Raw genomic sequence first — 24,706 nt, 5'->3', positions numbered from 1 at the left:
GATCGTCTTATCTGGCTTCGGCGGCCTTTGAACACATTTTGAGCACATTTCTTTTCGTCGCCTTGGACCCTGGACGCACCTACGCTCATTGCCGTACATCGCATTGGTGCGGTCGCATGGGCCACGGCACGCCTGAATCATCCCGACGGCGGTGCACCGCCAGGCCCACCGCGTCTGGTCCGCCCAGACGCCGCTCCGAACAGGACTACCTGCTCGCCGTCACGAGGTCCCGGTCAGTGTCGAAGAGCACGCGGTCCTCCTGCAAGGTCATCCGTCCCGAGCGGTTGTCCCCGAAACGTCGTCCCACGCTGCGCTCGGTCCACGGCTCCCAGCCCGGCTGGCCCTCACGGATGAAACGCACCCAGGCGCCGTGCATCGCGTCCGCCAGCTCCTGCGGAGCCCCTCCGCCCAGCGTGTGCTCGCAGTAGGGATCAGCCAGGCAGTCGAAGGTGAAGGGCACGTCCATGCAGTGGGTTGCCATGTGCAGGGGCCCAGCGCAGTATGCGAGCTCGTAGGCGTAGGAGCCGGCCGGCGTCGTCCCCTTCCCCGCAGCAGCCTCCTGGCGCGCCAGGAACCACTCGGCGATGACCTTATGGAAGGTGGCGTCAGAGATCACGTCACCGACCACCATATGCGGAAGCTCAGCGTGCTCGGGATGCGCCTCGATGACGCGCTGGGCGAGCTCGTCGCTCAGCCCACCGGCGACCAGTACCCCACGCAGGTCCTTGCCCTCCATCGCCTCCGCCATCCCGAGGCCGGCGAAGGAGAAGTCGTGCGTGGTCGAGCCGGCCAGAACCGGGACCTTCGCGCCCCAGCCGCTGCGCAGCGCCTCGACCTCCCCCAGGGCAACGACCTCGCCGTCAACGGTAGGCAGGAAGGGGATATCCGATCCGGAGTGGCCAAGCACACCGCGCAGCGCCTCCACCGGGTCCGCCAGGCCCGACAGCCCTGGGCCGTCAGGAACGGTGACCTTGCGGGAGGCCTCGAAGACCTCGTCATAGGTGGCCGAACGCATCCCCTCCAGGCTCGGCTCTACACCCAGCACCTGGGCCAGCGTGCGGCTCATCGCCCGGGTGGTGCTCGCGCTGCGCTCAGGCAGGGCACCAGACTGGCTGATGATCCGATGGAACAGGCCCTTGGCGCGCGGAACCGCCAGGAGCACCATCGAGTTGCCCCCGCCGGCGCTCTGGCCGGCCACGGTCACCTGCCCCGGGTCCCCACCGAAGCGCGCGATGTTGTCACGCACCCACTCCAGCGCCATCACCTGGTCCAGGACCGCGCGGTTGTCAGGCGCGTCAGAGCCGGGCACCCAGCCGTAGCCGTCGTAGCCCAGCCGGTAGGCCACCGAGACGGTGACGACGCCGTCGCGGTTGAAGGCAGCGCCGTCGTACCACGGCGAGTTGTGCGAGCCGGAGGACCAGCCGCCGCCATGGATCCACACGAGCACCGGAAGCCTGGCCCCCTCGTCCCCCGGGGCCGGGGTGAAGACGTTGACGGTCAGGAAGTCCTCCCCCGACACCGAGGGCTCGGGGATGGCGGGATCGTCAAAGATCGAGCCGCGCTGCGGGGTGGCCGACGGCGTGAGCGCCGCGAGCTCCTGCGTCCAGCCCGCCCGGCGTACCGGCGCCATGAAACGCCGCTCGCCGAAAGGCGCCTCGGCGTAGGGGATGCCGTAGAAGGCCGCCGAGCGAGTGAACAGCGGGGCCGGCCCCTGGCGGTCAGGGGCGGAGACGATCTGGCGCCACAGGCCTCGCACCGGCCCGGCGGCGGTCTCGACACGCGGTCCCTCCTCCGAGGTCGGCACCGCGATCGGCGTCGAGGCGACGTGCTGCCGGATGGACTCGCTCATGGTGATCCTCTCTGACCTGGACGCGATCGTCGCGAACACCTTACTTCCCTACCGGTCAGTATGCGTCGGTTGCGCTCAGGTCTCGGCGCGAGGCCCCGACCTAGCCGCCCAGGACCTCCAGGGCGCGCTGCGGGACGTCAGTGATGATCGCGTCGACGTTGAGAGCCGCCAGCCGACGCATCTCGGCCGGCTCGTTGACGGTCCACACATGAACCTCCAGGCCGTAGGAGTGCGCCTGTGCCACGAATCGTGGGGTGACCACGTTCACACCACGGAAGGTCGTCGGGACCTGGACCGCGTCGACCCTCCCGTTCGGCCAGCCCCAGCGGCTGTGAGGTAGCGCGACCGCCGCCTCCGCCCGCAGCACGAGCCCAGCCACGTCCACCGTGCCCAGCGACGTACGCGCCCGCGGCTCCTGCCGCCGCAGCACAGCCAGCCGACGGGCTGAGAAGGAGGCAAAACGCACCCGTTCCAGGGCTCCGGCCATCCTCACCACCTGCAGCGCGTCCTGGACGACGCCCGGCTCCTTCAGGTCGACGTTGAGGCACAGGTCGGGAAAGGCGTACAGCAGGTCGTCCAGACGCACCGGAGGACGCCCGTCACCGGCGTCCAGACCTGACAGCTCCTCCCACATCAGGGAGGCGACGGGCTCAAGCCTGCCGGCAGTACGGGCCAGGTCCTCGTCATGGGACAGCACGACGACGCCGTCAGCGCTGCGACGCAGGTCCGTCTCCATCCAGGGCAGACCAAGCCCCACGGTGTGCTCGACCCCTGCCCAGGTGTTCTCCGGGGCCTCAGCGGCCCCACCGCGGTGGGCGATGACCTCGCACCGTCGTCGTCCTGCCATGGCAGCTCACCAGCTCATGACGCCCAGCACCTGCGCTCCCTCCGCTGCTTACAAGCAGCTGGAGGTCAGCTCTGCCGCACCGTGCTCCGCCAGCCAGCCGGAGGGGTTGACGGTGGTCTCGTCGGCGCTGTCGTTGGCGGTGCGGACCTCAAAGTGCAGGTGGGCGCCGGTCGAGCGCCCGGTCGAGCCGACGCCCGCGATGAGCTGGCCGGCACTGACCTCGTCGCCTACGTGGACGTAGATGCCGTCCTCGTACATGTGCAGGTAGCTGGTGTACCAGGTCTCGCCGTCGAGCTTGTGCTCGATGACGACCGTGCCGGTCCCGTCAGAGGACATGCCCGCCGTGACGACCTTACCGGCCGCGGCGGCGTAGATCGGGGTACCGACGGCAGCCGCGTAGTCCTGGCCGGCGTGCAGCTTGAGGTAGCCGAGCGTGGGGTGGATGCGGTAGCCGTAGTCTGAGGAGACCGTGTAGGTCCCGGCCACCATCGGGTTGACGACCTGAGGAGCCTGGGCGAAGGCGGCCGTGTCCCCTGAGGCGCCCACAGGCTGGACCGTGCAGGTCTGGGCGTTGACGTAGGCCTCGCGGATCCGGGCCAGGGTCGCGGCGTCAGGGACGTTGGACAGCGCGGCGTCGGTGGACTCGTCCAGGTCGGCGTCTGACCCCAGCACCGCGGCCGCGACCGAGGAGGCGGCCGCCGTGGCCGTGCTGGTAGCGACGGCCTGGGCCGCGACGACGGAGGCGCTGGCGGCGCTGGACAGGCTCAGCCGGGAGCCCAGCGGGGCCAGGACGGTGACTGAGGCCAGAACCACCAGGACCCCCGCACGGCCAGCCATTCCCAGCCAGGTCCCAGCCGACGCCCGCCCGTTGCCCGTGGCGGTCGAGCCGGGGCAGGCTGGACCGTCAGACCCCGGCGCGCGACGCCGGCCCCCACGCCGATGGTGTGAACGCTCAATGGCATGCAGCTCAGCGGGTGAGACCGCCGCAGGTCGCCACGGCTCCTCAGCCATCTCGCGCTCGACCTGCTCGGCGAGCGCAGCCGGCGGGACCTCTCCGGGCTCGGCCTGCGGGACCGGCGGGATGTCCTCGGTGTCAGCCGAGGCCGGATCGGCCAGATCATCCTGGGACAGGGCGAGCGGACCCTGCGCGGCCGCGAGCGCAGCACGCTCGGCGTCGCGCCGTTGACGGCGAGTCATCGGCTGGGAACTCACGCCGGGTGCCTCCAGGAGCTGTGTGGTCGCCGAGCAGCCAGAACCAGCCGCCCGGTTGGAAGGCGGTCCGTCAAGAGGAACCGCCACAAGGGACGATAACGATCACATGACGAACACGCCAGGCCTACGAGTGGTTCTGTGGACAGTGCCACGGCGCGCAGGCTCGCTCAGGAGCGCTCTCGCCGCTGGTGGTCCTCACGCTGCATGGCGTCGTTCACCTCGCCCACAAGCTCCTCGAGGATGTCCTCCAGGAAGAGGACGCCGAGCATGCGGCCCGCCTCGTCCTCGACCCGTCCCAGGTGGGCGCCGGTGCGCTGCATCGAGACCAGCGCGTCCTCGATCTCTGCCTCAGCCGTCACCGGGACCAGGGCACGGGCCCTCCAGGCAGGTACCGGCTGCTGCCGCTCGTCGTCCTCCGCGTACAGGACGTCCTTGAGGTGGAGGTAGCCGGTGACGGTCACTGCCCCGTCATCCGCGAGGCGGACGACCGGGAAGCGCGAGTACCCGGTCTCCGTCACCGCCCGCTCCACGTCCTCAGGCGTGCAGCCCTCGGGCAGGGTGACGAGGTCGTCCAGCGCGACCATGGCCGAGCCTGCCGTCTCCTCGGAGAATTCCAGTGCCCCGGTCAGCAGGCCGGAGTCGTCCTCCAGGACGCCCTCGGCGGTCGAGCGCTCGACGATCGAGGCGACCTCGGCGGCGTTGAAGGTGGCTGAGACCTCGTCCTTGGTCTCGATGCCCATCAGGTGCAGGACCCAGTTGGCGAAGCCGTTGAGCACGGTGATGACCGGGCCGAAGACGCGCGAGACCCACACCAACGGCGGCGCCAGCCACCGCACCGCGGTCTCAGGCGCTGAGACTGAGATGTTCTTGGGCACCATCTCGCCGGCGACCACGTGGAAGTAGACCACGATGACCAGCGCGATGACGACGGCGACCGCGTGCGCCCCGGCGGAGCCGATCCCCACCTTCTCCAGCAGCGGGGTCAGCATGTGGGCGATCGCCGGCTCCGCCACGACCCCCAGGCCGGTGGAGCACAGGGTCACGCCCAGCTGAGCGGTAGCCAGCATGCGCGAGACGTGCTCGAGCGCCCACAACGCCGTTGCGGCCTTGGAGTCACCCGCCTCCGCCAGCGGCTCCAGCTGGGAACGGCGTGAGGAGGTGACCGCGAACTCGGCGCCGACGAAGAAGGCGTTGCCGAGCAGGAGCAGGACGGTGACCGTCAGGGCGGCAGGCGTGCTCATCGCTCCTCCTTGCCGTCCGTGTCCGCCGGCTCCAGGCCGCGGACCCGCAGGCGCGTGACCCTGCGTCCCTCCATCGCCTCGACGGTCAGGCAGGCACGTGCGGTGGTGACGACGTCGCCGATCTGGGGGATGCGCCCGAGCTCGGCCATGACCAGGCCGCCCAGGGTCTCGTAGGGGCCGTCGTCAGGGACGTGGACGTCAGCGCGCGCGGCCAGCTCGTCCGGTCGTATCCAGCCGGGCACGATCCAGTTGCCGTCGGTGTCCATGTGGACCCCGCTGCGGCGGCGGTCGTGCTCGTCAGCGACGTCACCGACGATCTCCTCGACCGCGTCCTCCAGGGTGACGACCCCGGCCGTCCCGCCGTACTCATCGACCACGAGAGCCATCTGGCTGCCGGCGGCACGCAGCTCAACGAGCAGGGAGGCCAGCGGCATGGTCTCCGGCACCCGCGGCACCGAGGTCATGAGCGAGGAGGAGGCCACGGACACCGAGGAGCGGCGCTCGTAGGGCACGGCGATGGCACGGCGCAGGTGGACCACGCCGAGCACGTCGTCGACGTCCTCACCGATGACCGGAAAGCGAGAGTGGCCGGTGGCTCGCGCCAGGTCGACGACGGCGTCCGCCGTCGCCTCCGCCTCCAGCGCGTGGAGCCGGCCGCGGTCGGTCATGACGTCGACGGCGGTCAGGCTCCCCACCCCGATCGAGCGGGTGAGCAGGGTGGCGGTGGAGACGTCCAGCGTCCCCTCCTCGGCGCTGTGGCGCACCAGGGCCGCCAGCTCGCCGGCGGAGCGCGTCCCGCTGATCTCCTCGGCGGGCTCGATGCCCAGGCGGTGGAGGACCAGGTTCGCGGTGTCGTTGAGGACGGTGATGACGGGTTTGAGCACCGTCGTAAAAGCCATGAGGAGCGGAGCCACCAGCCCGGCGGCGCGCAGCGGGTCCGCCAGGGTGGCGTTCTTGGGGATCAGCTCACCCACGACCATCGAGAACGCGTTGACGAAGACCAGGGCGATCACGGTAGCCGCACCGGTGGCCACGGACTGCGCCACCCAGCCGACCATGACCTCCTCCAGCAGCGAGGCCAGCGCGTCCTGCATCGTGTAGCCCAGCAGGATCGTGGTCAGGGTGATCCCCACCTGTGCCCCGGACAGGAGCGTGGACAGTCGCCCCAGGGCCTTGCGCACGGTTGCCGCGCGACGGTCCCCCTCTGCGGCCCGGGTCTCCACGGTCGAGGGGTCCAGCGCCACCAGGGAGAACTCGCCTGCCACGAAGACGGCCGTGCCAGCGGTCAGGACCACGCCCAGGGCGATCATGAGCCAGTGGGTCATCGCGCCCCCCTGCCGCGCCTCAGTCGCCCAGGACTCGCAGCGGTCTGAGGGTGCGGGTGGTCGGGTTCGGCCGGCTGGCCGGCACCGCGCTGACGCGGTCGGCGGGCGTGTCGTCGCATAGTGGTCAGCACGGTACCACTGACCGTCCTGGCCACGGTCAAGCCCCGGAGCGGTCCTGTGTCTTTGGTCCCGCGTTTTGCTCACAGAGCCGACCCAGCGACCCTAGGATGGCCTAGGACACAGCGCCGAGACCTGCCCCACCAGCCCGGGCTCGCCTGCGCAGCGCTGCGACGAGGTACCAACGAGGAGAGGCCACCGTGTCGAGCCACAACAACACCGCCCCTGACTTCGGCGCCAACGAGTGGATGGTGGAGGAGATGCGGGACGCCTGGGCACAGGACCCCTCCTCGGTCTCACCCCAGTGGCGGTCCCTGTTCGAGTCCGGCAGCACCTCTGCCACGAGCTCCTCGCCAGCCCCGCAGCAGCCCGCAGCGAGCCCGTCTGGGACTAAAGTCTCAGGCGACGACGGCGCCTCTGCCGCAGCGACGACGCCGTCGGCCCTCTCGACCCGGCCGACGTCCGCCCAGCCCTCGCAGTCCGAGGAGGCCCTGCCCGGGGCCGGCGCCGCACCGCACCGTCAGGCCTCTGCCGCCCAGGACGTCACGCGCTCCGACCTCCCACCGGCTCCCGCCTCCGACGTCGCCCCGCCCACCTCCCCCTATGCCCACCAGCGCGCCCTGCTGCGCGCGCTCGACCTGGCCGGCCAGGTCCGTGAGGAGGACGCCGAGGTCCGGATGAAAGGTGCCGCCGCACGCACGGCCAGGAACATGGAGGAGTCCCTGTCGATCCCGACGGCGACCTCCGCACGGGCGGTCCCTGCCAAGGTCCTCATCGAGAACCGCGCCATCATCAACCAGCACCTGTCCCGCACCCGTGGCGGCAAGGTCTCCTTCACCCACCTCATCGGCTGGGCCGTGGTCGAGGCCATGGCCGAGGTGCCCGGAATGAACGTCGCCTACGCGGTAGACAGCGCCGGCAAGCCGACCCTGCGCGAAAGCGCCCACGTCGGCCTGGGCCTGGCAGTGGACGCCCCCGCCGCCAATGGTGAGCGCCGTCTGCTCGTCCCCTCGATCAAGCGCGCCGACGAGCTGGACCTGGCCGGATTCATCACCGCCTACGAGACCCTGGTGCGCAAGGCCCGTGACGGTCAGCTTGAGGTCGAGGACTTCCGTGGCACCACCGTGACGCTCACCAACCCTGGCATGATCGGGACCCTGCACTCGGTGCCCCGCCTCATGCCTGGCCAGGGCGCGATCATCGGCGTGGGCTCGATGGCCTATCCCGCTGCCTTCGCCGGGGCCAGCGAGGAGACCCTGGCACGCCAGGGCGTGGGCAAGACCTTCACCCTGACCTCGACCTACGACCACCGCGTCATCCAGGGCGCGTTGTCAGGAGAGTTCCTGCGCCTGGTCGAGCGCAAGCTGCTGGGGCTGGACGGGTTCTGGGACCGTTGCTTCTCCTCCATGCGCGTGCCGCACGAGCCCATCCGCTGGGAGCGGGACACCACATACGACCCGCAGCTGGAGACCGGCAAGCCCGCACGCGTGGCCGAGCTCATCCACGCCTTCCGCCAGCGCGGGCACCTGGCCGCGGACACCGATCCCCTGACCTTCCGCCTGCGCCGCCACCCCGACCTGTCCCTGTCCTCTTACGGCCTGAGCCTGTGGGACCTGGACCGTACCTTCCCCACCGGAGGCCTGGGCGGCACCGAGCGCGCCACGCTGCGCCAGATCCTGGAGCGCCTGCGCGAGTCCTACTGCCGTACCGTGGGTGTGGAGTACATGCATATCCAGGACCCGGCCCAGCGCCGCTGGTGGCAGGAGCGCCTGGAAGCCGAGTGGGAGGCCACCACCGCCGCGGAGCGCCGTCGTATCCTCACCAAGCTCGCCCAGGCTGAGGCCTTCGAGACCTTCTTGCAGACCAAGTACGTGGGGCAGAAGCGCTTTAGCCTGGAGGGCGGGGAGTCCCTCATCGTGCTGCTGGACCGTCTGCTGGACGAGGCCGCCCACGACGGCCTGGACGAGGTCGTCATCGGCATGGCCCACCGCGGGCGTCTCAATGTGCTGACCAATATCGCCGGCAAGTCCTACGGTCAGGTCTTCGACGAGTTTGACGGCAACGGCGTTATCGCCGGCGCCGGAACCGGGGACGTGAAGTACCACCTAGGCACCGAGGGCGTCTACACCGGCACCGAGGGTGTGAGCACCCGGGTGTCCCTGGCGGCCAACCCCTCTCACCTGGAGACGGTCGACGGCGTCGTCGAGGGCATCGTGCGCGCCAAGCAGGACCGTATCGGCCTGGGAGACAAGGGCTACACGGTCATGCCCGTGCTCGTCCACGGCGACGCCGCCTTCGCCGGCCAGGGCGTGGTCTACGAGACGCTCAACATGAGCCAGCTGCCGGCCTACCGCACGGGCGGCACGGTGCACGTCATCGTCAACAACCAGATCGGTTTTACCACCGGCGCGGCCTCCGCGCGCTCGACCACCTACGCCACGGACCTGGCCAAGGGCCTGCAGGTGCCGATCTTCCATGTCAACGCCGACGATCCCGAGACCGTGGCCCGCGCAGCGCGCCGGGCCTACGAGTACCGGGCAACCTTCCACAAGGACGTCATCATCGACCTCATCTGCTACCGCCGCCGCGGACACAACGAGGGCGACGACCCCTCGATGACGCAGCCGGTCATGTACCACCTCATCGACTCCCTGCCCTCGACCCGCGAGGTCTACACCCGCGACCTGGTGGGCCGCGGTGACATCACCACGGAGGACGCCAAGGCGATTGAGGACGCCTTCCACGGTGAGCTGGAGCGGATCCTGACCGAGACGCGCGCCGCCCACCAGGCCGGGGACGACGCCCCCCTCACCCGCCCCCAGGACGATGCCGAGGCACAGTCCCAGGCGGACCCCACAACCGTGGGCCAGGCACGCACGAGCCTGGAGGTGCCCGCCTCCCAGGAGGCCGGCGCCGGCATGATGATCGGGTGGACCAGCGCGGTGGGACGCGACGTCGTTGAGCGCGTCGGCGACTCTCAGGTGTCCTATCCCCAGGGCTTCAAGATCCACCCCAAGCTCGCGGCGATGCTGGCCAAGCGTCAGCAGGCCACGCGCGAGGGCGGCATTGACTGGGGTCTGGGCGAGCTCATCGCCCTGGGGTCCCTCCTCATGGAGGGCGTGCCGGTGCGCCTGGCCGGGGAGGACGCACGTCGAGCAACCTTCGCCCAGCGTCATGCGGTCCTGCACGACAACGCCAACGGCCAGGAGTGGACGCCGCTGGACTTCCTCACCCCGGACCAGGCACCGCTGGAGATCTACGACTCCCTGCTGAGCGAGTACGCGGCCATGGCCTTCGAGTACGGCTACTCGGTGGAGCGGCCAGAGGCACTGACCATGTGGGAGGCCCAGTTCGGGGACTTCGCCAACGGCGCCCAGTCCGTGATCGACGAGTACATCACCTCCGCCACCCAGAAGTGGGGTCAGCGCTCAGGGCTCGTCCTCCTGCTTCCCCACGGCCAGGAGGGCCAGGGGCCGGACCACTCCTCAGCACGCATCGAGCGCTACCTGCAGATGTGCGCCCAGGACAACATGTGGGTGGTCATGCCCTCAACCCCGGCCAACCACTTCCACATGCTGCGCGAGCAGGCCTACCGTCGCCCACGCCGCCCCCTGGTGGTCTTCACCCCCAAGCAGCTGCTGCGGCTGAAGACCGCCTCCAGCCCGGTGGAGGAATTCACGTCCGGCTGCTTCACACCGGTCATCGGCGAGGTGGATCCCGCTATCGCCTCAGGCACAGGGGTGACGCGTGTGCTCGTGTGCTCGGGCCGCGTCTACTACGACCTGCTGGCCGAGCGCTCCAAGCGAGGTGACACCTCAGTGGCGATCGTGCGCCTGGAGCAGCTCTACCCGTTGCCCGAGGCCGAGCTCACCCAGGCGCTGGCTCCCTTCGCCGGCGCGCAGGTCTGCTGGGTCCAGGACGAGGCAGCCAACCAGGGCGTCTGGCCCTACCTCGGTCTGCACCTGCCGGACTCGATGACGGCCTCCGGCCCGGTCCGCCTCGTCTCGCGTCCCGAGGCCGCGGCTCCCGCGGTCGGCACGGTCGGCGCCTACAAGCGCACCCAGGCCGACCTCATGGCCCAGGCCTTCGCCCGTGACTGAGGCTTCTCCTGCCACGAGTACGCTGACTGACCTGCCTGCGCCGTCGGTCCTCCCGGTCGTCCGCACGCTTGTGGCCAGTCAGCCGTGTGATCGGGCGGACGGACCCCTGTCGCTGCTGCGCCCGGGCACCTGCGCGCGGTAGCGTCAGGCGCACAGGCAGGCGATCAGAAAGGACTCCCGTGGAGCAGACGCGGATCCACTTCATCGGCGACGAGCTCGTGGCCGGCTACGGCGACGCCCGCGCTCTGGGCTGGACCGGCCGTGTCATGGCTCGCACCCGAGGAGTCGACGCCGTCACCTTCACCCTCGCCGTCCCGTCAGAGACCACGGCGCAGCTCGCCCAGCGCTGGCACGAGGAGGTCGTCAGGCGTACGAGCCACGGCGGCGTCAACCGGCTCGTCATCGGCGTCGGTACGGCCGACGTCGTCGCCGGGGTCTCGCCGGCCCGCAGCCGCCTGGCACTGGCCAACATCCTGGACGCCGCGGCTAGCGAGCACCGTCCGTGCCTCGTGGTGGGGCCGCCTCCGCTCCCCGCCGTCGACCCCGACGCTACGGCCAGGCTCTCCCACGCGGTCAGCGAGGTCTGCAGCCGGCGCGGTACTCCTTTCGTCGAGACCTTCAACGCGCTGCGCAACCACGACCAGTGGGAGACGGATACCGCCAGCGCCGGAGGTACGCACCCGGGGCAGGCAGGGTACGGCCTCATGGCCTGGCTGGTGCTGCACCGCGGGTGGTACGAGTGGATGGGCGTGACTGAGCCGACCGCCTAGGCCCTCCTCCCTGGCGAGCGTGCAGGTGTGAGTGCGCACCTCGGACCTGCGTACTGAACGGCGTACCTGCACACCCGCACGGGAACGACGGAGCCGGGACGAGGCCCCAGGCGTCATCCGTCTGCAGGACGTTCTGGTTCGGCTTGACAGCGTGGACTGGGTTGAGGCCCGTAAAGACCGACTCTTTGGCGACAGCCCCGTTGCCCCTGAGCCACACGACCTCGTCACCGAGCGTGTCATCTCTACAATGACTTCTCAGAAAGAACAGAGGTAAGACAAAGCGGCCGGCCTCCCGAAGGTGACCGGCCGCCGTCGTTGACCTGGGTGCCGCAGCGACCCGGCTCAGGCGTTGGGACGCTTGCCGTGGTTCGCGTTGGACTTCGCACGGGCACGACGCTTACGACCGCGCTTGCTCATAGTGGCCTCCTCAAGTGTGGGCTGCCCAACCGGGCACTAACCGCAGACCATCCTCGCATACGGCGTGACACCGCGACCAGCACAGGCTCCATGAGCCCGGTCACGCCCCACCAGCCTCAGTCCTGGCTGTAGCGCACGGTGGAACTGTACGAGGTCACCGTGCAACCACCGCCGCTGACCTGGCTCACCGTCGTGCTCCGCATGACGGACAGCCTCCCCAGCACCCTCGCACGCAGCTCGGGCGGCGCCTGCTCAGCGCAGCGCGAGCGCAGGATCTCGCGCAGGTGCACCTCTGCGTCCGCCAGGCGCGAGCAGTGCTCACACCTGGCCACGTGCTCAGCCAGCCGGCTGCTCAGGTCCCCGTCGCACTCGTGGTCGAGAAAGGCCTCCAGATGGGCCCGAGCCTCGCTGCAGGAGCACCCGGGGTCCTGTACCCCCTCGCCTGTACCCGGCCGCATCGCGTCCCCCATCAGTGCTCACCCTTTCTCTCGTCCGCACTCTCCCCGTCTCGCAGGTAGCCCAGCTCCCGCGCGTGGTCCGCCAGCAGCTCGCGCAGCTGGCGCCGACCACGGTGCAGACGGGACATCACGGTTCCGATGGGGGTGTTCATGATCTCGGCGATCTCCTTGTACGAGAAGCCCTCCACGTCAGCGAGGTAGACGGCCAGCCGCCGGTCCTCGCTCAGCTCCTGGAGCGCAGCCTTGATGTCGTCGTCAGGCAGGTCGTCCAGAGCCAGGTTCTCGGCGCTCGGCAGGCCTACTGAGTCGTGCGAGGCAGCGCGGTGCAGCTGCCAGTCCTCCACGGCGTCGGCGTCCGACTGCAGCGGCTCACGCTGCTTCCTGCGGTAGGAGTTGATGAAGGTGTTGGTCAGGATCCGGTACAGCCAGGCCTTGAGGTTGGTGCCCGGACGGTACTGGTGAAAGGCGGCAAAGGCCTTGGCGTAGGCGTCCTGGACCAGGTCCTCGGCATCAGCCCCGTTGCGAGTCATCCGCAGGGCCGCGCCGTAGAGCTGGTCCAGGTAGGGCAGCGCGTCAGCCTCGAAGCGGGCGGCCCGCTCTGCCTCGGTCTCCGTGCTCGGGGCCCTGTCGATCTGCTCGCCAGGCTCACCGTCAGGATCGATCAGCTCGGCCAGGTCGTGGCGTCCCAGGGCCTCGTGCGCGTCATCCGGGCCAGCGGCCCCGGTGGTCTGGATATCCCTCATCAGCCACGAGCCTAGCCCGCTGCCCTCGCGGGCGCCCGGCTGCGCCGCGGCGGGTACGGTCACGGTTGTCCTGCTCATCGACACCCCTAACGACGGCGCGCCGGATCTTGTTCCCGCCGCTGACGACCGTCAGCCTCAGTCCCGTAAGGGCTGGCACACGGGGCCCAGGTGCGCGAGGATGACCTCATGGATCTTCTGCGCGCCTTCGCCCGCCCTATGCTCGCCGCCTCCTTCGTCATTGACGGCGTCGACGCCATCGCGCGCCCGCAGCGTCACGTCGAGAAGCTTGAGAAGGTCATGCCGACGCTGGAGAAGGCCGGCCTGCCACCGATGCTCACCTCGGACGCGACGATGCTGACTCGCGTCAGCGGTGCCGTGAGCGTCGCAGCAGGCCTGGGTCTTGCCACAGGAACGGCTCCTCGCTCGTGCGCCGTCGTGCTCGCCACCCTCAACCTGCCCCTGACCCTGGTCAACAACCCGGTGTGGACCGTGCGGGACAAGGCCCAGCGCAAGGAGACCCTCTCCGGGCTGGCCCGCGGGGGCGCCGTCGGAGCCGGCCTGCTGCTGGCCGCCGTCGACCGTGAGGGCAAGCCCTCCCTGGCCTGGCGCCGCGCCAACGCCCGCGCCCAGCGAGAGGCGATGGAGGCCGCGTACCTCAGTGCCGCTGAGGCCTGAGCCTCGTACCAGCCGTCGTCCGCCACGAGGGCCACCGGTTCGTCCTGACCGGTGGCCCTCGCTCAGTCTCAGCCCGGCGTCTCGCGTCACGAGCAGATGGGCAGGTAGGACCGAGGTCACACGATAGGCTGTCCGTCACAGTCAACAAGCCGTCAGGAGAGACCATGAGTGAGCTGCCCGGTACCGAGGCCGACGTCATCTACACCTTGACCGACGAGGCGCCGATGCTGGCGACCCACTCCTTCCTCCCCGTCGTCAGGGCCTTCGCCGGCGCCGCCGACGTGAGCGTGAGCACCGCCGACATCTCCCTGGCCGGCCGTGTCCTGGCAGCCTTCGACCTGGGCGAGGACGCCCTGGCCAGGCTCGGGGCGCTGACCACCTCACCGTCGGCCACGATCGTCAAGCTGCCTAACATCTCAGCCTCCCTGCCTCAGCTCAAGGCCGCCGTCGCCGAGCTCCAGGCCCAGGGCGTGGACCTGCCTGACTACCCCGACTCCCCCGCCACGCCCGCCGAGCGCGAGGCACGTGAGCGCTACGACGCCGTCAAGGGGTCCGCTGTCAACCCCGTCCTGCGCGAAGGAAACTCCGACCGCCGTGCCCCGGCCGCGGTCAAGGCCTACGCCCGCTCGCACCCGCACTCGATGGGCGGGTGGAGCGCCTCGTCCGGCACCCGGGTGGCGACCATGGACCACGGTGACTTCCGGCACAACGAGCGGTCCGTCGTCGTCCCTGAGGCCGGGACCCTCCAGATCCGGCTCGTTCCTGCTGACGGCGCCGCCCCCCTCACGCTGCGCGACTCGCTTCCCGTCACGGCAGGGGAGGTCGTGGACGCCACCTTCATGTCCGCCGCCGCGCTGGACACCTTCCTGGCCCAGCAGGTGGAGGAGGCCAGGAGCCAGGACGTGCTGCTGTCGGTGCACCTCAAGGCCACGATGATGAAGGTCTCCGACCCGCTCATCTTCGGCCACGCCGTGCGTGCCGTCCTGCCCGGGGTCTTCGCGACCTACGGGGAGGTGCTGGCCCAGGCGGGCCTGCGTGCCGAGGACGGCCTGGCCTCGGTCCTGGCCGGGCTTGAGCGGCTGGACCAGGGCGAGGAGATCCGTCAGGCGATCCGAGAGGAGCTGGAGGCTGGTCCGGGCCTGGCGATGGTGGACTCGGACCGAGGCGTCACCAACCTCCACGTGCCCAGCGACGTCATCATCGACGCCTCCATGCCGGCGATGATCCGCGCCGGGGGCAAGATGTGGAACGCCCAGGGCCAGACCCAGGACACCCTCGCCGTCGTCCCCGACTCCTCCTACGCCGGCGTCTACCAGGCCGTCATCGAGGACTGCAAGGCCAACGGGGCCCTGGACCCCACGACGATGGGCTCGGTCCCCAACGTCGGGCTCATGGCCCGCAAGGCTGAGGAGTACGGCTCGCACGACAAGACCTTCCTCGTCCCCACCGCCGGGCGCGTCGAGGTGGTCGTCACCGAGGGCGCCGGCTCGCCTGCCGGCACGGTGCTGCTGTCCCACGACGTCGAGGCCGGTGACATCTGGCGGGCCTGCCAGACCCAGGACGCCCCGGTGCGCGACTGGGTGGCGCTGGCGGTGCGCCGGGCCCGGGCCACCGGTGCCCCGGCCGTCTTCTGGCTGGACCCGGAGCGCGGCCACGACCGCGTCATCGCCTCGCTGGTCAAGCGTTACCTGGCCGAGGAGGACACCGAGGGCCTGGACGTGCGGGTCATGGACCCGGTGTCGGCGACGAGGCTCTCGCTGGAGCGGGCTCGTGACGGGCAGGACACGATCTCCGTGACCGGGAACGTGCTGCGTGACTACAACACCGACCTCTTCCCCATCCTGGAGGTAGGCACGAGCGCCAAGATGCTCTCGGTGGTGCCCCTGATGAACGGCGGAGGCCTGTACGAGACCGGCGCCGGAGGCTCTGCCCCCAAGCACGTGCGGCAGCTGCTTGAGGAGAACTACCTGCGGTGGGACTCCCTGGGAGAGTTCCTGGCCCTGGCCGAGGCACTGCGCCACGTGGCTGAGGTCAGTGGCAACAACCAGGCCGCTGTGCTCGCTGACGCCCTGGACGCCGCCACGACGCGCCTGCTGGAGGAGGACCGCTCGCCCTCGCGCCGTCTGGGGGGCGTGGACAACCGCGGCTCGCACGCCTGGCTGGCCCTGTACTGGGCCGCCGAGCTGGCGGCGCAGTCAGCGGACAAGGCCCTGGCCGAGCGCTTCGCCCCTGTGGCCGCCCGGCTGGAGGAGTCGATCGAGGAGATCCAGGCCGAGCTGGTAGCCGTGCAGGGCAAGCCGGCCGAGATCGGCGGCTACTACCGGCCTGACCCGGCCCGTACCGACGCCGTCATGCGTCCGAGCGCCACGTTCAACGCCGTGATCGAGGCTGTCTGAGCACTGCGGAGCCTCGCCTCCGGACGCCTTCACCTCCCCTCCTGACCGGATGCCACTCGCAGCTGCGTGGGGAGAGGAGTGAGTAACGCGAGGAGGCAGCCACAGTGCCAGGGAGAGAACCTTCCTCGTCGCCTGCGACAATGCACCTGTGAAAGACCCCGTCAGCACGTCCGTTGAGGCCTCGCCCACCCGGGTCGACACGCCCGTGCCCTGGCTCGCCCCCGCCGCAGCCGGAGAGCTCGACGCCGTCGTCCGCCTGCCCGGCTCGAAGTCGCTGACCGCTCGTGCCCTCCTGCTGGCCGCCCTCGCCGACTCGCCGACGACCCTGACAGGCGTGCTGCGCTCTCGCGACACCGACCTCATGCGAGCCGCCCTGGAGACCTTCGGCGCCCGTTTCGAGTCCCTCAGTGAGGACGCCACCGCGGTGCGCGTCGTCCCAGCCCCTGTGCCCTTGCGCGTGCGCACCACGGCCTCCGCGGCCTCTGTCAGCCCTGGTGCCGCTAGCCAGTCCCCGGTCCCGGGGCGCCCCATCCCTTCCGCTCGGATCGACTGCGGCCTGGCAGGAACCGTCATGCGCTTCGTCCCGCCACTGGCAGCCCTGGCAGACGCCCCGGTCCTCTTCGACGGCGACGACGGCGCCCGGCTGCGCCCGCTCGGTCCGCTGCTGGACTCACTGACCCAGCTCGGTGCGGGCCTGACCTACCTCGGCCGGCAGGGGCACCTGCCCGTGGTCGTCACCCCGGCCCCCGTCCGCCCGCACTCAGCGGCCGCAACCGCACCCGTGGGGCAGGCACCGGCGGAGTCGGTTCCAGGCGTCCTCACCACGCACGTGGACGTGGACGCCTCAGGCTCCTCCCAGTTCCTCTCTGCCCTTCTCCTGGTCGGCCCGCTCCTGCCCGGTGGCCTGAGCGTCACCCCCACCGGCCCCGTGCCCTCGCTGCCGCACGTGGCCATGACGGTGGCCAGCCTGCGTGAGCGTGGCATCGGCGTCGTCGAGCCTGAGCCGCAGGCACCCGACGGCGAGCGGAGCTGGCTGGTCGCGCCCGGCCGCCCCCGCGGGGGCGAGGTGGCGATCGAGCCGGACCTGTCCAACGCCGGCCCCTTCCTGGCTGCCGCGCTCGTGTCCGGAGGACGCGTGAGCGTGCCCGACTGGCCTGCTCAGACCACTCAGGCGGGCGACGCCTGGCGGTCCCTGCTGCCGCGCCTGGGCGGGCGGGTCAGCACCACGAACCAGCCCGAGGGCTCCCTGCTCCTCACCGCCAGCGGCACGGGACGGCTGTGCGGTATCGACGCGGACCTGTCAGCGGTCGGCGAGCTCGCCCCCACCGTCGCCGCCCTCGCCCTGCTGGCCAGTGCCCAGGGGCACGCCAGCCGCCTGCGCGGGATCGCCCACCTGCGTGGGCACGAGACCGACCGCCTGGCAGCCCTCGTCACTGAGATGAGACGGGTCGGGGGTGTGGCACGTCAGACGCAGGACGGCATCGAGGTTGACGCCCTGCCCGACGGCGCCGGGCTGCACCCGGCCGAGCTGCGCGCCTACGCCGACCACCGGATGGCGACCTTCGCGGCCGTGGTAGGTCTCGGGCTGCCGGGAACCATGCTGGACGACGTGGCCTGCACCTCCAAGACCCTGCCGGACTTCCCCGGCCTGTGGTCGCAGGTACTCGCCCAGGCAGGCGCACCGGCGTCGGTGCCTGGCGCTGACGAGCCCCGCCCGCTCCCCCTAGGCTCGGACCGTCTCGCCCCCGACGCGGAAGAGGAGCCATGAGCCGTCGCGACATCGGCACCGACGACCCCCGCGTGCGCGTGCGCCCCGGCAAGGGGTCACGTCCGCGCACCAAGCAGCGCCCCAGCCACGACGACGCCGTGCTCGGCACCGTGACCCGTATCGACCGCGGCCACTACCGCATCCGCCTGGCCGACCCGGCCCTCACCGAGGACGGCTCCGGGGACGTCACGGCGATGAAGGCGCGCGAGCTGGGCCGGGGCAAGGTCGTCGTGGGCGACCAGGTCGCAGTCGTCGGTGACGTCTCGGGCCGAAAGGACACCCTGGCGCGCATGGTGCGGGTCGAGGAACGGCGCACCCTCCTACGTCGCAGCGCTGAGGACGGGGACGCAGCCGGGACCGAGAAGCCGGTCGTCGCCAACGCTGACGCCCTCGTCATCGTCACCGCCGTGGCAGACCCCGAGCCACGTCCACGCATGATCGACCGCTACCTCGTGGCCGCCTATGACGCCGGTATGGAGCCGCTGCTGGTGCTGACCAAGTCCGACCTCGCCGACGCCGGCCCGCTGCTGGCCCTGTACGAGCCGCTGGGGGTGCGCTCCTTCCCCACCTACCTCGACCCCTCCAGCCGGGCTGAGGCAACCCGTGCCGCCGGCGACGGCGTGGCCGCGGTACGCGAGGCCGTCGCTGGACGCACGGCGGTCTTCGTCGGGCACTCCGGGGTCGGTAAGTCCACGCTCATCAACGCCCTCGTGCCAGGGGCTGACCGCGTGACCGGCCACGTCAACGAGGTCACCGGACGCGGTCGGCACACCTCCACCAGCCTGCAGGCCCTGGAGCTGCCCGCAGGCGGCTGGGTCATCGACACGCCCGGCGTGCGCTCCTTCGGAGTCTCTCACGTCTCCAGCGCCGACGTCCTGCGTGGCTTCCCGGACCTGGCCGAGGTCGCCCAGGCCTGCCCGCGCGGGTGCACCCACGAGGAGGGCGTCATCGACTGTGCCCTCGACGAGTGGGCTGGGACCGGTCCCGAGCGCGTCCAGACGCAGGAAGCTGCCGAGCTGAGACCGGAACCGGGCCGCACCGGGCACGTACCCGCGTCCCAGGTGCCGCGAGGGCTACGGCGTGCCCGGCTGGAGTCCTTCCGTCGGCTGCTCGCCCCCTCCCTGGAGGCCGAGGACCCGGTACCGACCACGCACCGTCGCTAGAAGGCAGAGAGGAAGAACCATGCGTATCCGCCCCGCTACCCCGGACGACCTCGACGCCGTGGCCTGGCTGCTCACGGAGGTCTTTGCCCAGGACCCGCTGATGAGCGCGATCGTGGCTCCTGCGCCCGATCCCCGTGCGGCGCTGGACCACCTGCACCACGTCGAGCTGGCGAGCCACTACCTGTCCGCCGACCCGGACCGCCGTCTGGGTGCCAGGGTCGACCTCGCCGTCGAGGGGGAGGGGGAGGCTGAGCGCCTGGTGGGCACGATGCTGTGGGACCCTCCGGCTGACGGCGACCCTGCCGGCCCACTGGGTCCTGGCCAGGAGCCTCCTGAGGGCCTGGACCTGTCACTGCTGGGCGGGGCCTGGGACCTGGTCCTGCTCGACGGCGCCCAGTGCGAGGCCCAGCGCCCCACCGAGCCCCACTGGTACGCCTACATGATCGCCGTCCTGCCGCAGGCTCGCGGCACCGGGACCGGCACGGCGCTCTTGCGTCACGGCCTGGAGCGGGTTGACGCAGACGGCCTGCCCGCCCACCTGGAGTCGACGACTCCCGCCTCCAGGCGCCTGTACGAGCGTCTGGGGTACCGAGAGGTGGCTGAGCTGTCCACCCCGCCGCTGCCGACCTACTGGGCCATGACCCGTCCCGCCCAGGCCACCGGACGGTGAGTCATGCGGGCTGGCGCACCCCTGCCCCGTAGTCAGGGGCGCAGCCGGCCCAGCCGCTCCTCGGCCCGGCTCGTCCAGGCCGGCGTCGGGCTGGCGTAAAGTCGGTGCGTGCCTGTCCGTCAGCCTCCTCGTCTTCCTCACCCCTCCTGGGACGACCTGTCAGCACGTGCGGAGCTGTCGACCGCTCACCTGCGCGTCCTGGAGACGGTCGAGACCGCCCACCGTCCCCTGCGCGCAGCCGAGGTCGCGCAGATGCTGGGGCTGCACCACAACACGGTGCGTGAGCACCTGGACTCCCTGGTCAGCGCCGGCTTCGTCTCGGCCACGGCGCAGCCCACCGGCAGGCGTGGCCGTCCTGCCCTGGCCTACGCCGCCGTCGCACCGGACCCTGGAGAGGTCCTGGACTCCTACCTGGCGCTGCTCGACGCCGTCGCCCAGACCCTGGGAGAGGGAGAGGAGGCCGAGCGCCTGGCCGTGGAGATCGGGCGACGCTGGGCCCACGAGACCACGCTGGAGGACGGCGCGGTCAGCGAAGGCCCCTCTGACACCACCCGCGCACAGGACGACCTGCCCCTCCCGGCACCCGACCAGGCGGTCCGGACGCTGCTTCCGGGCCTGACCAGGATGGGCTTCGCTCCCGAGCTGGTCGAGGACAAGGTCGTCCTGCGGGCCTGCCCGCTGGTCACTGGCAGCCGGGTCCCTCACGACCTGGTCTGTCTCATGCACGAGGGCTTCCTCAACGAGGCCCTGCCTGCGTGCGAGGACGACGCCGCCCACCAGCCGGGCGGGCGGCGTCGGCTCACGGTCACGCCCTTACTGCCTGACGGCTGCCACCTGAGCTGGCGGGGCTGAGCCCCTCCGCCCGGCTAGCTGACCTCCAGGACGCCCTTGGCGCCCTTCTCCATGTCCGCGAAGACGTGCGTGACCATCGCATAGTGCCCGGGCGCGGGAACCACGGCCTCGACGAAGCCTCCCTGAGCCGGCTGCAGGGCCAGGGCCTGCGAGCCCCCGTGCCAGGACCGCCCGATCCCCTGGGGGCCGCCCAGGAGGTAGCTGCCCTCGGCAAACACCGTGTCCAGCTGCAGCCCCACCACGTGGAAGGAGGTGGGCAGGGAGGGGCCGGCGTCGAGTACCCACCAGCGCACGCGCTCGCCGGCACGTGCCGTTAGCGGGGCCAGGGCGTACTGGAAGGCGACGCCGTTGAAGCACACGAGGTCCGGCGCCTTGGCCGCGATCTTGTCCGTGAGCGTCGTCGGCACCTGCGTCACACCCTGGGCGTCAGTCTCCAGCCCGAGGTAGGTCTCGGACTGGATGAGCAGGTACTCACGGTCCACCTCTGCCAGGCCGTCCGGGTCGATGACGACGGCGCCGTACATCCCGGAGGCCAGGTGCAGGCTCATGGGGGCGGTGGAGCAGTGGTAGAGCCAGATCCCTGAGTGCTGGGCGGTGAAGGTGTAGACCAGGGACTCTCCCGGTCCGATCGAGCGCATGGGCTCGTCGGGGGAGACGATCCCGGCGTGAAAGTCGACGGAGTGGCTCATGGTGCCCTCGTTGACGAGCGTGACCTCGAAGGTGTCCCCCACCCTGCCGCGCAGGACCGGGCCCGGTGCGGTGCCGTTGTAGGTCCAGCGGGTCTGGTACGCCCCCGCGCCCACGTAGGCCTGCTCGACCTCGGTGACGGTGAGGGTGACGCGGTGGACGGACTCGGCCGGCGCCGGGGCCAGGGCCGCCTCGTAGGGCGTGAAGCCCTCGGGGAGCGGGGCCTGGAGGTCGACGGCGGCGCCTGCCGGGTCCGCATGGCCGGCGTGGCCGGCGTGGCCGGGATCCGTAGCGCTGCCGGCCCCGGCGCCGGTGACGACCTGCATCACCATTCCCTGGGCCCGGTGGCCGGCGATCGAGCACCAGCCCTGGAGCGGACCAGCGACGACACCGGCGTCCAGGCGCGCGCTACCTCCGGCCGGGACCCGGCCGGTCGTGGCCCCAGTGTCCAGGACGAGGTCGTGGACCTGGTCCGAGGTGTTGTCCAGGGTCAGCACGAGCCGGTCCCCCGCGTGGACCTCGACGGTGTCCGGGACGAATCGCATGCCCTCGACCTGTAGCGTGGCCTCGACGGTCCGGCCGGTGGCGGCGACGGCGTCGCGGGTCCCGCGGTCCCCTGCCCGCTCGCGCCAGGCCGAGACCGCGGCGCCCGCCACGGCTGCGGCGCCGGCGCTGACCAGGCCGAGCAGCACGCCGCGTCGGCCGGTCCCCGGACCGGCGGAGGGCACGGACGCGCTGCCTCCTGCGGGGTGCGTCGCCTCGCCCGCCGTCCCGGCTGGAGCAGTTCCTGCCGTGACGGCGCGACGGGAGACCGCGGTGGCCGGGGGCGTCCCGTCCTGCGGGCTGGGCTGGTGAGGTGTCTCAGTCATGTCGGGTCTCCTGGGAGGCGGGTGACAGCGCACCGACGGGAAGGGTGAGGGATCCGCCGGCACCTGCAGGCGGGCCGATGGTGAGGGTGGTGGCGACGACGTCGTCGTCCCCGCGACGGGTACGCAGCGCCAGCTCACGCAGGCTCAGTCCCATCCCTACGACGACGTAGGACGCCGTAGCCCCAGCGAGCAGCGCGCCTGCCGCCCGCACCGGCCAGGGCAGCGGCGTGGCCACCGCGAGCGCGATACCGGCGTTGGTGGCCGTGACCCGGTAGGCGGCGGCACGGTCCATGACCCGGTTGGTCAGGCGGGTGGTTGCCGGTCCCCCACCGAGCATGACGGGTGTGAGGTAGCTCAGCGCCGCTCCCAGCACCTGCAGGGCGAACCCGGCCGCCAGCGGCACGCGCAGGAGGTGGATGACCTCACGGGCGCCGTCCGCGCCCGGCGAGACGGTCACGCCCAGCCCCAGCCACACCACGCAGCCCAGGAACCAGACGACTGCGGCCGCGGACGAGGCGGTGGCGAATGAGGTGGGCGGTACCCGCCGGGCGGTGCGCCAGGCTGGTACGAGAACGCCTGAGGCCCCGGCCAGGTAGAGCAGGGTCCCGATCCCCGCAGCCGGCTGCCACAGGCCCGAGCAGGCGACGACCACGGTCCCGCCGACCAGCGCCGGCAGGCCCCGGGTGGTCCACCGGGGAGCCCAGGGCTCCATCTTGGTGCGCAGCATGGTGGGCCACAGCACGGTGAGGGTACCTAGCACGGTGGTACCGACGAAGCCCAGCAGCATGGTCGTGGTGTGGGCCGTGTAGAGGACGTCCGCGAGCCAGGCCGAGCCACGCTCCGAGGCCCAGCTGGTGAGGTAGCCGAGCGCGGCGCCCGCTGCGAGAAGAAGCAGGGCCAGGGCGTAGTGGACAGCGAGGGCGGCCAGGCGCGGGGCGACCGCGCGACGGTACTGGACCGCGATCGCGACTGCTCCGGCCAGGGCCGCGGTGGCCACGACGCTCATCCCGGCCATCGCGAGCACCTGGTGGTGGGAGGTGATGCCGACCAGGACGGCAAGCGTTCCCAGGCCGTGCGCCACCAGTCGCAGGTCCAGCAGCACAGCCCCTCCCAGCGCCGGGCGGTGCAGGAGGGTGTCAGCGAAGTGGGCCGACCACACGGTGATGGCCGAGCCGATCCCGCCGAGCAGCAGGGTGTGCAGCGGCAGCCACTGGCCCCACGGTGCCAGCGGACCAGCCAGGACGAGGAGGGCGAGCGCCCCGGAGGCAAGCACCCAGGCCAGGACGACGGCGTTGCGTCGCACCTGCTCGCGGCGCCGGCGGCCACGGCGGCCACGAGGCACCGCACGGGGCGCTGGGCCTGTCACCCCGCCGGCCGCAGCGCCGTCGTCTTGGGAGGAGGTGCTGGTGCTGAGCGGTCCGGCCCTCAGCGCGGTCAGGGCCGAGACGGCCAGGAACAGCAGGACAGCCAGCACCCCGGCGACCCCGCCTACCTGCCAGGCGGGGACCTGCTGGCTGAGGAGTCCTGCCACACGTACCACCAGGCCCAGGTGCAGCAGGACGAGAGGCAGCCACATGGCCCTGCGGTAGGGCAGGCGCCGGTGCAGGAGGGCCGGCAGGATCGTGGGAGCGTGGGCGAGGACCATCGAGAAGGCGAAGCCGAGCGTCAGGGAGTGGATGACGACCTCGTAGCCCGCTCCGCCTCCCTCGGTCCAGGCGGTCAGCGTCCAGGCGAGGGCGCCTACGGCGAGCCAGGTGTACCCGGCCAGCATGCAGGTGGCCGCGAGGCGTACTCCCCCGGTCGCACGGACGGTGCGTCGGGCGACGTCGTACCAGGCCATGACGACGGCGAGCCCCAGCAGCGCGGGGCCGCTCACTAACCTGCCCGTCTCGGTGACGGGCAGCGCGCACGCCCCTAGCAGCGCGATCACGGCCAGGCCGCGCACGACGGCCTCGACCGCAGGGTCGAGAAAGGCGACGCGCGCCAGCTCCAGACGCTCGCCGACGACGGTCAGGACCGGGAAGAGCAGCCACAGCGGGACCGCGGCGACGACGTCGTGGCTGGCGAGCCAGGTGAGGTTGCCCAGGGCCAGTGCCACAGCGCCCAGGGACTCCACGTCCAGGGCGACCGAGACAGCGCGGCGGTAGACGCAGGCGTAGACCGCGAGCAGGACGAGGGAGGAGGAGAGGACCAGGCCCTGTCCCAGCACCTGCGGTGCTCCGGCGACCAGCACCAGGCATCCGGCGGCGCTCAGCGCCGGTGCGGCCAGGGCCCAGCGTGCGCGTGCCGCCACGGCGCGCTCCAGGCTGATGAGGGTGCCGAGGAAGCCGACGAGCATGAGCGGACCGTGCAGCGTGGACATCCGCACAGCCAGCGTTCCGCCCACAGGTGCCCACACGCCCAGACGGGCCAGGGCACCGTCCAGACCGCTCAGCACGCACGCCGCCGCCAGGACGAGCAGCGCGAGACGCGGCAGCACCTTGTTTTTCACAAGGCAAACCGTAATAAAATCATTCCCGTGCGGCAACGACGCACGGCTCACGGCCG

The 24,706-nt window shown here is 71.3% G+C and carries 18 protein-coding genes; 8 read left to right on the top strand and 10 right to left on the bottom strand.

What is annotated here, in order from left to right:
* Positions 1 to 205 precede the first annotated feature (205 nt).
* The 5 genes from HRL51_RS02390 to HRL51_RS02370 all read right to left on the bottom strand — a co-directional run bounded on the left by HRL51_RS02390 (position 206) and on the right by HRL51_RS02370 (position 6,474).
* On the bottom strand, positions 206 to 1,849 hold the full coding sequence (locus tag HRL51_RS02390; protein WP_172192338.1) for a carboxylesterase/lipase family protein: 1,644 nt from the start codon (positions 1,847 to 1,849) through the stop codon (positions 206 to 208).
* A 100-nt stretch (positions 1,850 to 1,949) separates the two neighbouring features.
* The gene (locus HRL51_RS02385) at positions 1,950 to 2,696 is read right to left on the bottom strand and encodes a glycerophosphodiester phosphodiesterase family protein (protein ID WP_172192336.1); all 747 of its coding nucleotides are present in this window, start codon (positions 2,694 to 2,696) and stop codon (positions 1,950 to 1,952) included.
* Positions 2,697 to 2,744: 48 nt separating this feature from the next.
* A complete protein-coding gene (locus tag HRL51_RS02380; RefSeq protein ID WP_244960222.1) occupies positions 2,745 to 3,908 on the bottom strand; it encodes a M23 family metallopeptidase in 1,164 nt (387 codons plus the stop codon).
* A gap of 167 nt (positions 3,909 to 4,075) precedes the next feature.
* On the bottom strand, positions 4,076 to 5,149 hold the full coding sequence (locus HRL51_RS02375; RefSeq protein ID WP_172119695.1) for a hemolysin family protein: 1,074 nt from the start codon (positions 5,147 to 5,149) through the stop codon (positions 4,076 to 4,078).
* On the bottom strand, positions 5,146 to 6,474 hold the full coding sequence (locus tag HRL51_RS02370) for a hemolysin family protein (RefSeq protein ID WP_172119696.1): 1,329 nt from the start codon (positions 6,472 to 6,474) through the stop codon (positions 5,146 to 5,148). Before HRL51_RS02370 ends, HRL51_RS02375 begins: the two co-directional genes overlap by 4 nt.
* A 365-nt stretch (positions 6,475 to 6,839) precedes the next feature.
* Between HRL51_RS02370 and HRL51_RS02365 the strand changes: the two genes are divergently transcribed.
* Together HRL51_RS02365 and HRL51_RS02360 are read left to right on the top strand one after the other, a co-directional pair.
* Positions 6,840 to 10,691 (top strand): multifunctional oxoglutarate decarboxylase/oxoglutarate dehydrogenase thiamine pyrophosphate-binding subunit/dihydrolipoyllysine-residue succinyltransferase subunit, encoded by a 3,852-nt coding sequence (locus tag HRL51_RS02365; protein ID WP_425321749.1) that lies wholly within the window; start codon positions 6,840 to 6,842, stop codon positions 10,689 to 10,691.
* A gap of 179 nt (positions 10,692 to 10,870) precedes the next feature.
* Complete coding sequence (locus tag HRL51_RS02360; protein ID WP_172119698.1) at positions 10,871 to 11,461, top strand: GDSL-type esterase/lipase family protein; 591 nt, start codon at positions 10,871 to 10,873, stop codon at positions 11,459 to 11,461.
* Positions 11,462 to 11,803: 342 nt separating this feature from the next.
* Here HRL51_RS02360 and HRL51_RS11980 read toward each other — a convergent pair whose 3' ends face one another.
* From HRL51_RS11980 to HRL51_RS02350, 3 genes are all read right to left on the bottom strand, one after another.
* Positions 11,804 to 11,878: a 50S ribosomal protein bL37 gene (locus HRL51_RS11980; protein WP_413228066.1), complete on the bottom strand. Its 75-nt coding sequence runs from the start codon at positions 11,876 to 11,878 to the stop codon at positions 11,804 to 11,806.
* A 116-nt stretch (positions 11,879 to 11,994) separates the two neighbouring features.
* Positions 11,995 to 12,348, bottom strand: coding sequence for a mycothiol system anti-sigma-R factor (rsrA, locus tag HRL51_RS02355; RefSeq protein ID WP_172192332.1), 354 nt, complete (start codon positions 12,346 to 12,348; stop codon positions 11,995 to 11,997).
* A complete protein-coding gene (locus HRL51_RS02350; RefSeq protein WP_244960262.1) occupies positions 12,348 to 13,079 on the bottom strand; it encodes a sigma-70 family RNA polymerase sigma factor in 732 nt (243 codons plus the stop codon). Before HRL51_RS02350 ends, rsrA begins: the two co-directional genes overlap by 1 nt.
* 186 nt (positions 13,080 to 13,265) lie before the next feature.
* On the opposite strand from HRL51_RS02350, the gene HRL51_RS02345 reads away from it, so the two are divergent.
* The 6 genes from HRL51_RS02345 (at position 13,266) to HRL51_RS02320 (ending at position 20,603) form a co-directional block, all read left to right on the top strand.
* Entirely contained in the window at positions 13,266 to 13,754 is a 489-nt protein-coding gene (locus HRL51_RS02345) for a DoxX family membrane protein (RefSeq protein WP_172119700.1), read from the top strand.
* 164 nt (positions 13,755 to 13,918) lie between these two features.
* On the top strand, positions 13,919 to 16,150 hold the full coding sequence (locus HRL51_RS02340; RefSeq protein WP_172192330.1) for an NADP-dependent isocitrate dehydrogenase: 2,232 nt from the start codon (positions 13,919 to 13,921) through the stop codon (positions 16,148 to 16,150).
* Positions 16,151 to 16,298: 148 nt separating this feature from the next.
* Complete coding sequence (locus HRL51_RS02335; protein ID WP_244960221.1) at positions 16,299 to 17,918, top strand: 3-phosphoshikimate 1-carboxyvinyltransferase; 1,620 nt, start codon at positions 16,299 to 16,301, stop codon at positions 17,916 to 17,918.
* Positions 17,915 to 19,081 carry a ribosome small subunit-dependent GTPase A gene (gene rsgA, locus HRL51_RS02330; protein WP_172192328.1) on the top strand — a complete coding sequence of 389 codons (1,167 nt, stop codon included), beginning with the start codon at positions 17,915 to 17,917 and terminating at the stop codon, positions 19,079 to 19,081. Before HRL51_RS02335 ends, rsgA begins: the two co-directional genes overlap by 4 nt.
* A 19-nt stretch (positions 19,082 to 19,100) precedes the next feature.
* Positions 19,101 to 19,751: a GNAT family N-acetyltransferase gene (locus HRL51_RS02325; protein WP_172192326.1), complete on the top strand. Its 651-nt coding sequence runs from the start codon at positions 19,101 to 19,103 to the stop codon at positions 19,749 to 19,751.
* 108 nt (positions 19,752 to 19,859) lie between these two features.
* Positions 19,860 to 20,603, top strand: coding sequence for a helix-turn-helix transcriptional regulator (locus HRL51_RS02320; protein ID WP_244960220.1), 744 nt, complete (start codon positions 19,860 to 19,862; stop codon positions 20,601 to 20,603).
* Between the two features lie 14 nt (positions 20,604 to 20,617).
* Here HRL51_RS02320 and HRL51_RS02315 read toward each other — a convergent pair whose 3' ends face one another.
* Positions 20,618 to 22,159 carry a multicopper oxidase domain-containing protein gene (locus HRL51_RS02315; protein WP_172192323.1) on the bottom strand — a complete coding sequence of 514 codons (1,542 nt, stop codon included), beginning with the start codon at positions 22,157 to 22,159 and terminating at the stop codon, positions 20,618 to 20,620.
* Complete coding sequence (locus HRL51_RS11670) at positions 22,152 to 24,650, bottom strand: hypothetical protein (protein WP_244960219.1); 2,499 nt, start codon at positions 24,648 to 24,650, stop codon at positions 22,152 to 22,154. The genes HRL51_RS02315 and HRL51_RS11670 overlap by 8 nt, the downstream gene beginning before the upstream one ends.
* Between the last annotated feature and the right edge of the window lie 56 nt (positions 24,651 to 24,706).

This window comes from Actinomyces faecalis, assembly GCF_013184985.2.
GTDB classification, from domain to species: domain Bacteria; phylum Actinomycetota; class Actinomycetes; order Actinomycetales; family Actinomycetaceae; genus Actinomyces; species Actinomyces faecalis.
The sequence above is the reverse complement of the archived record's forward strand: the minus strand, read 5'-3'. Positions and strand labels throughout refer to the sequence as shown.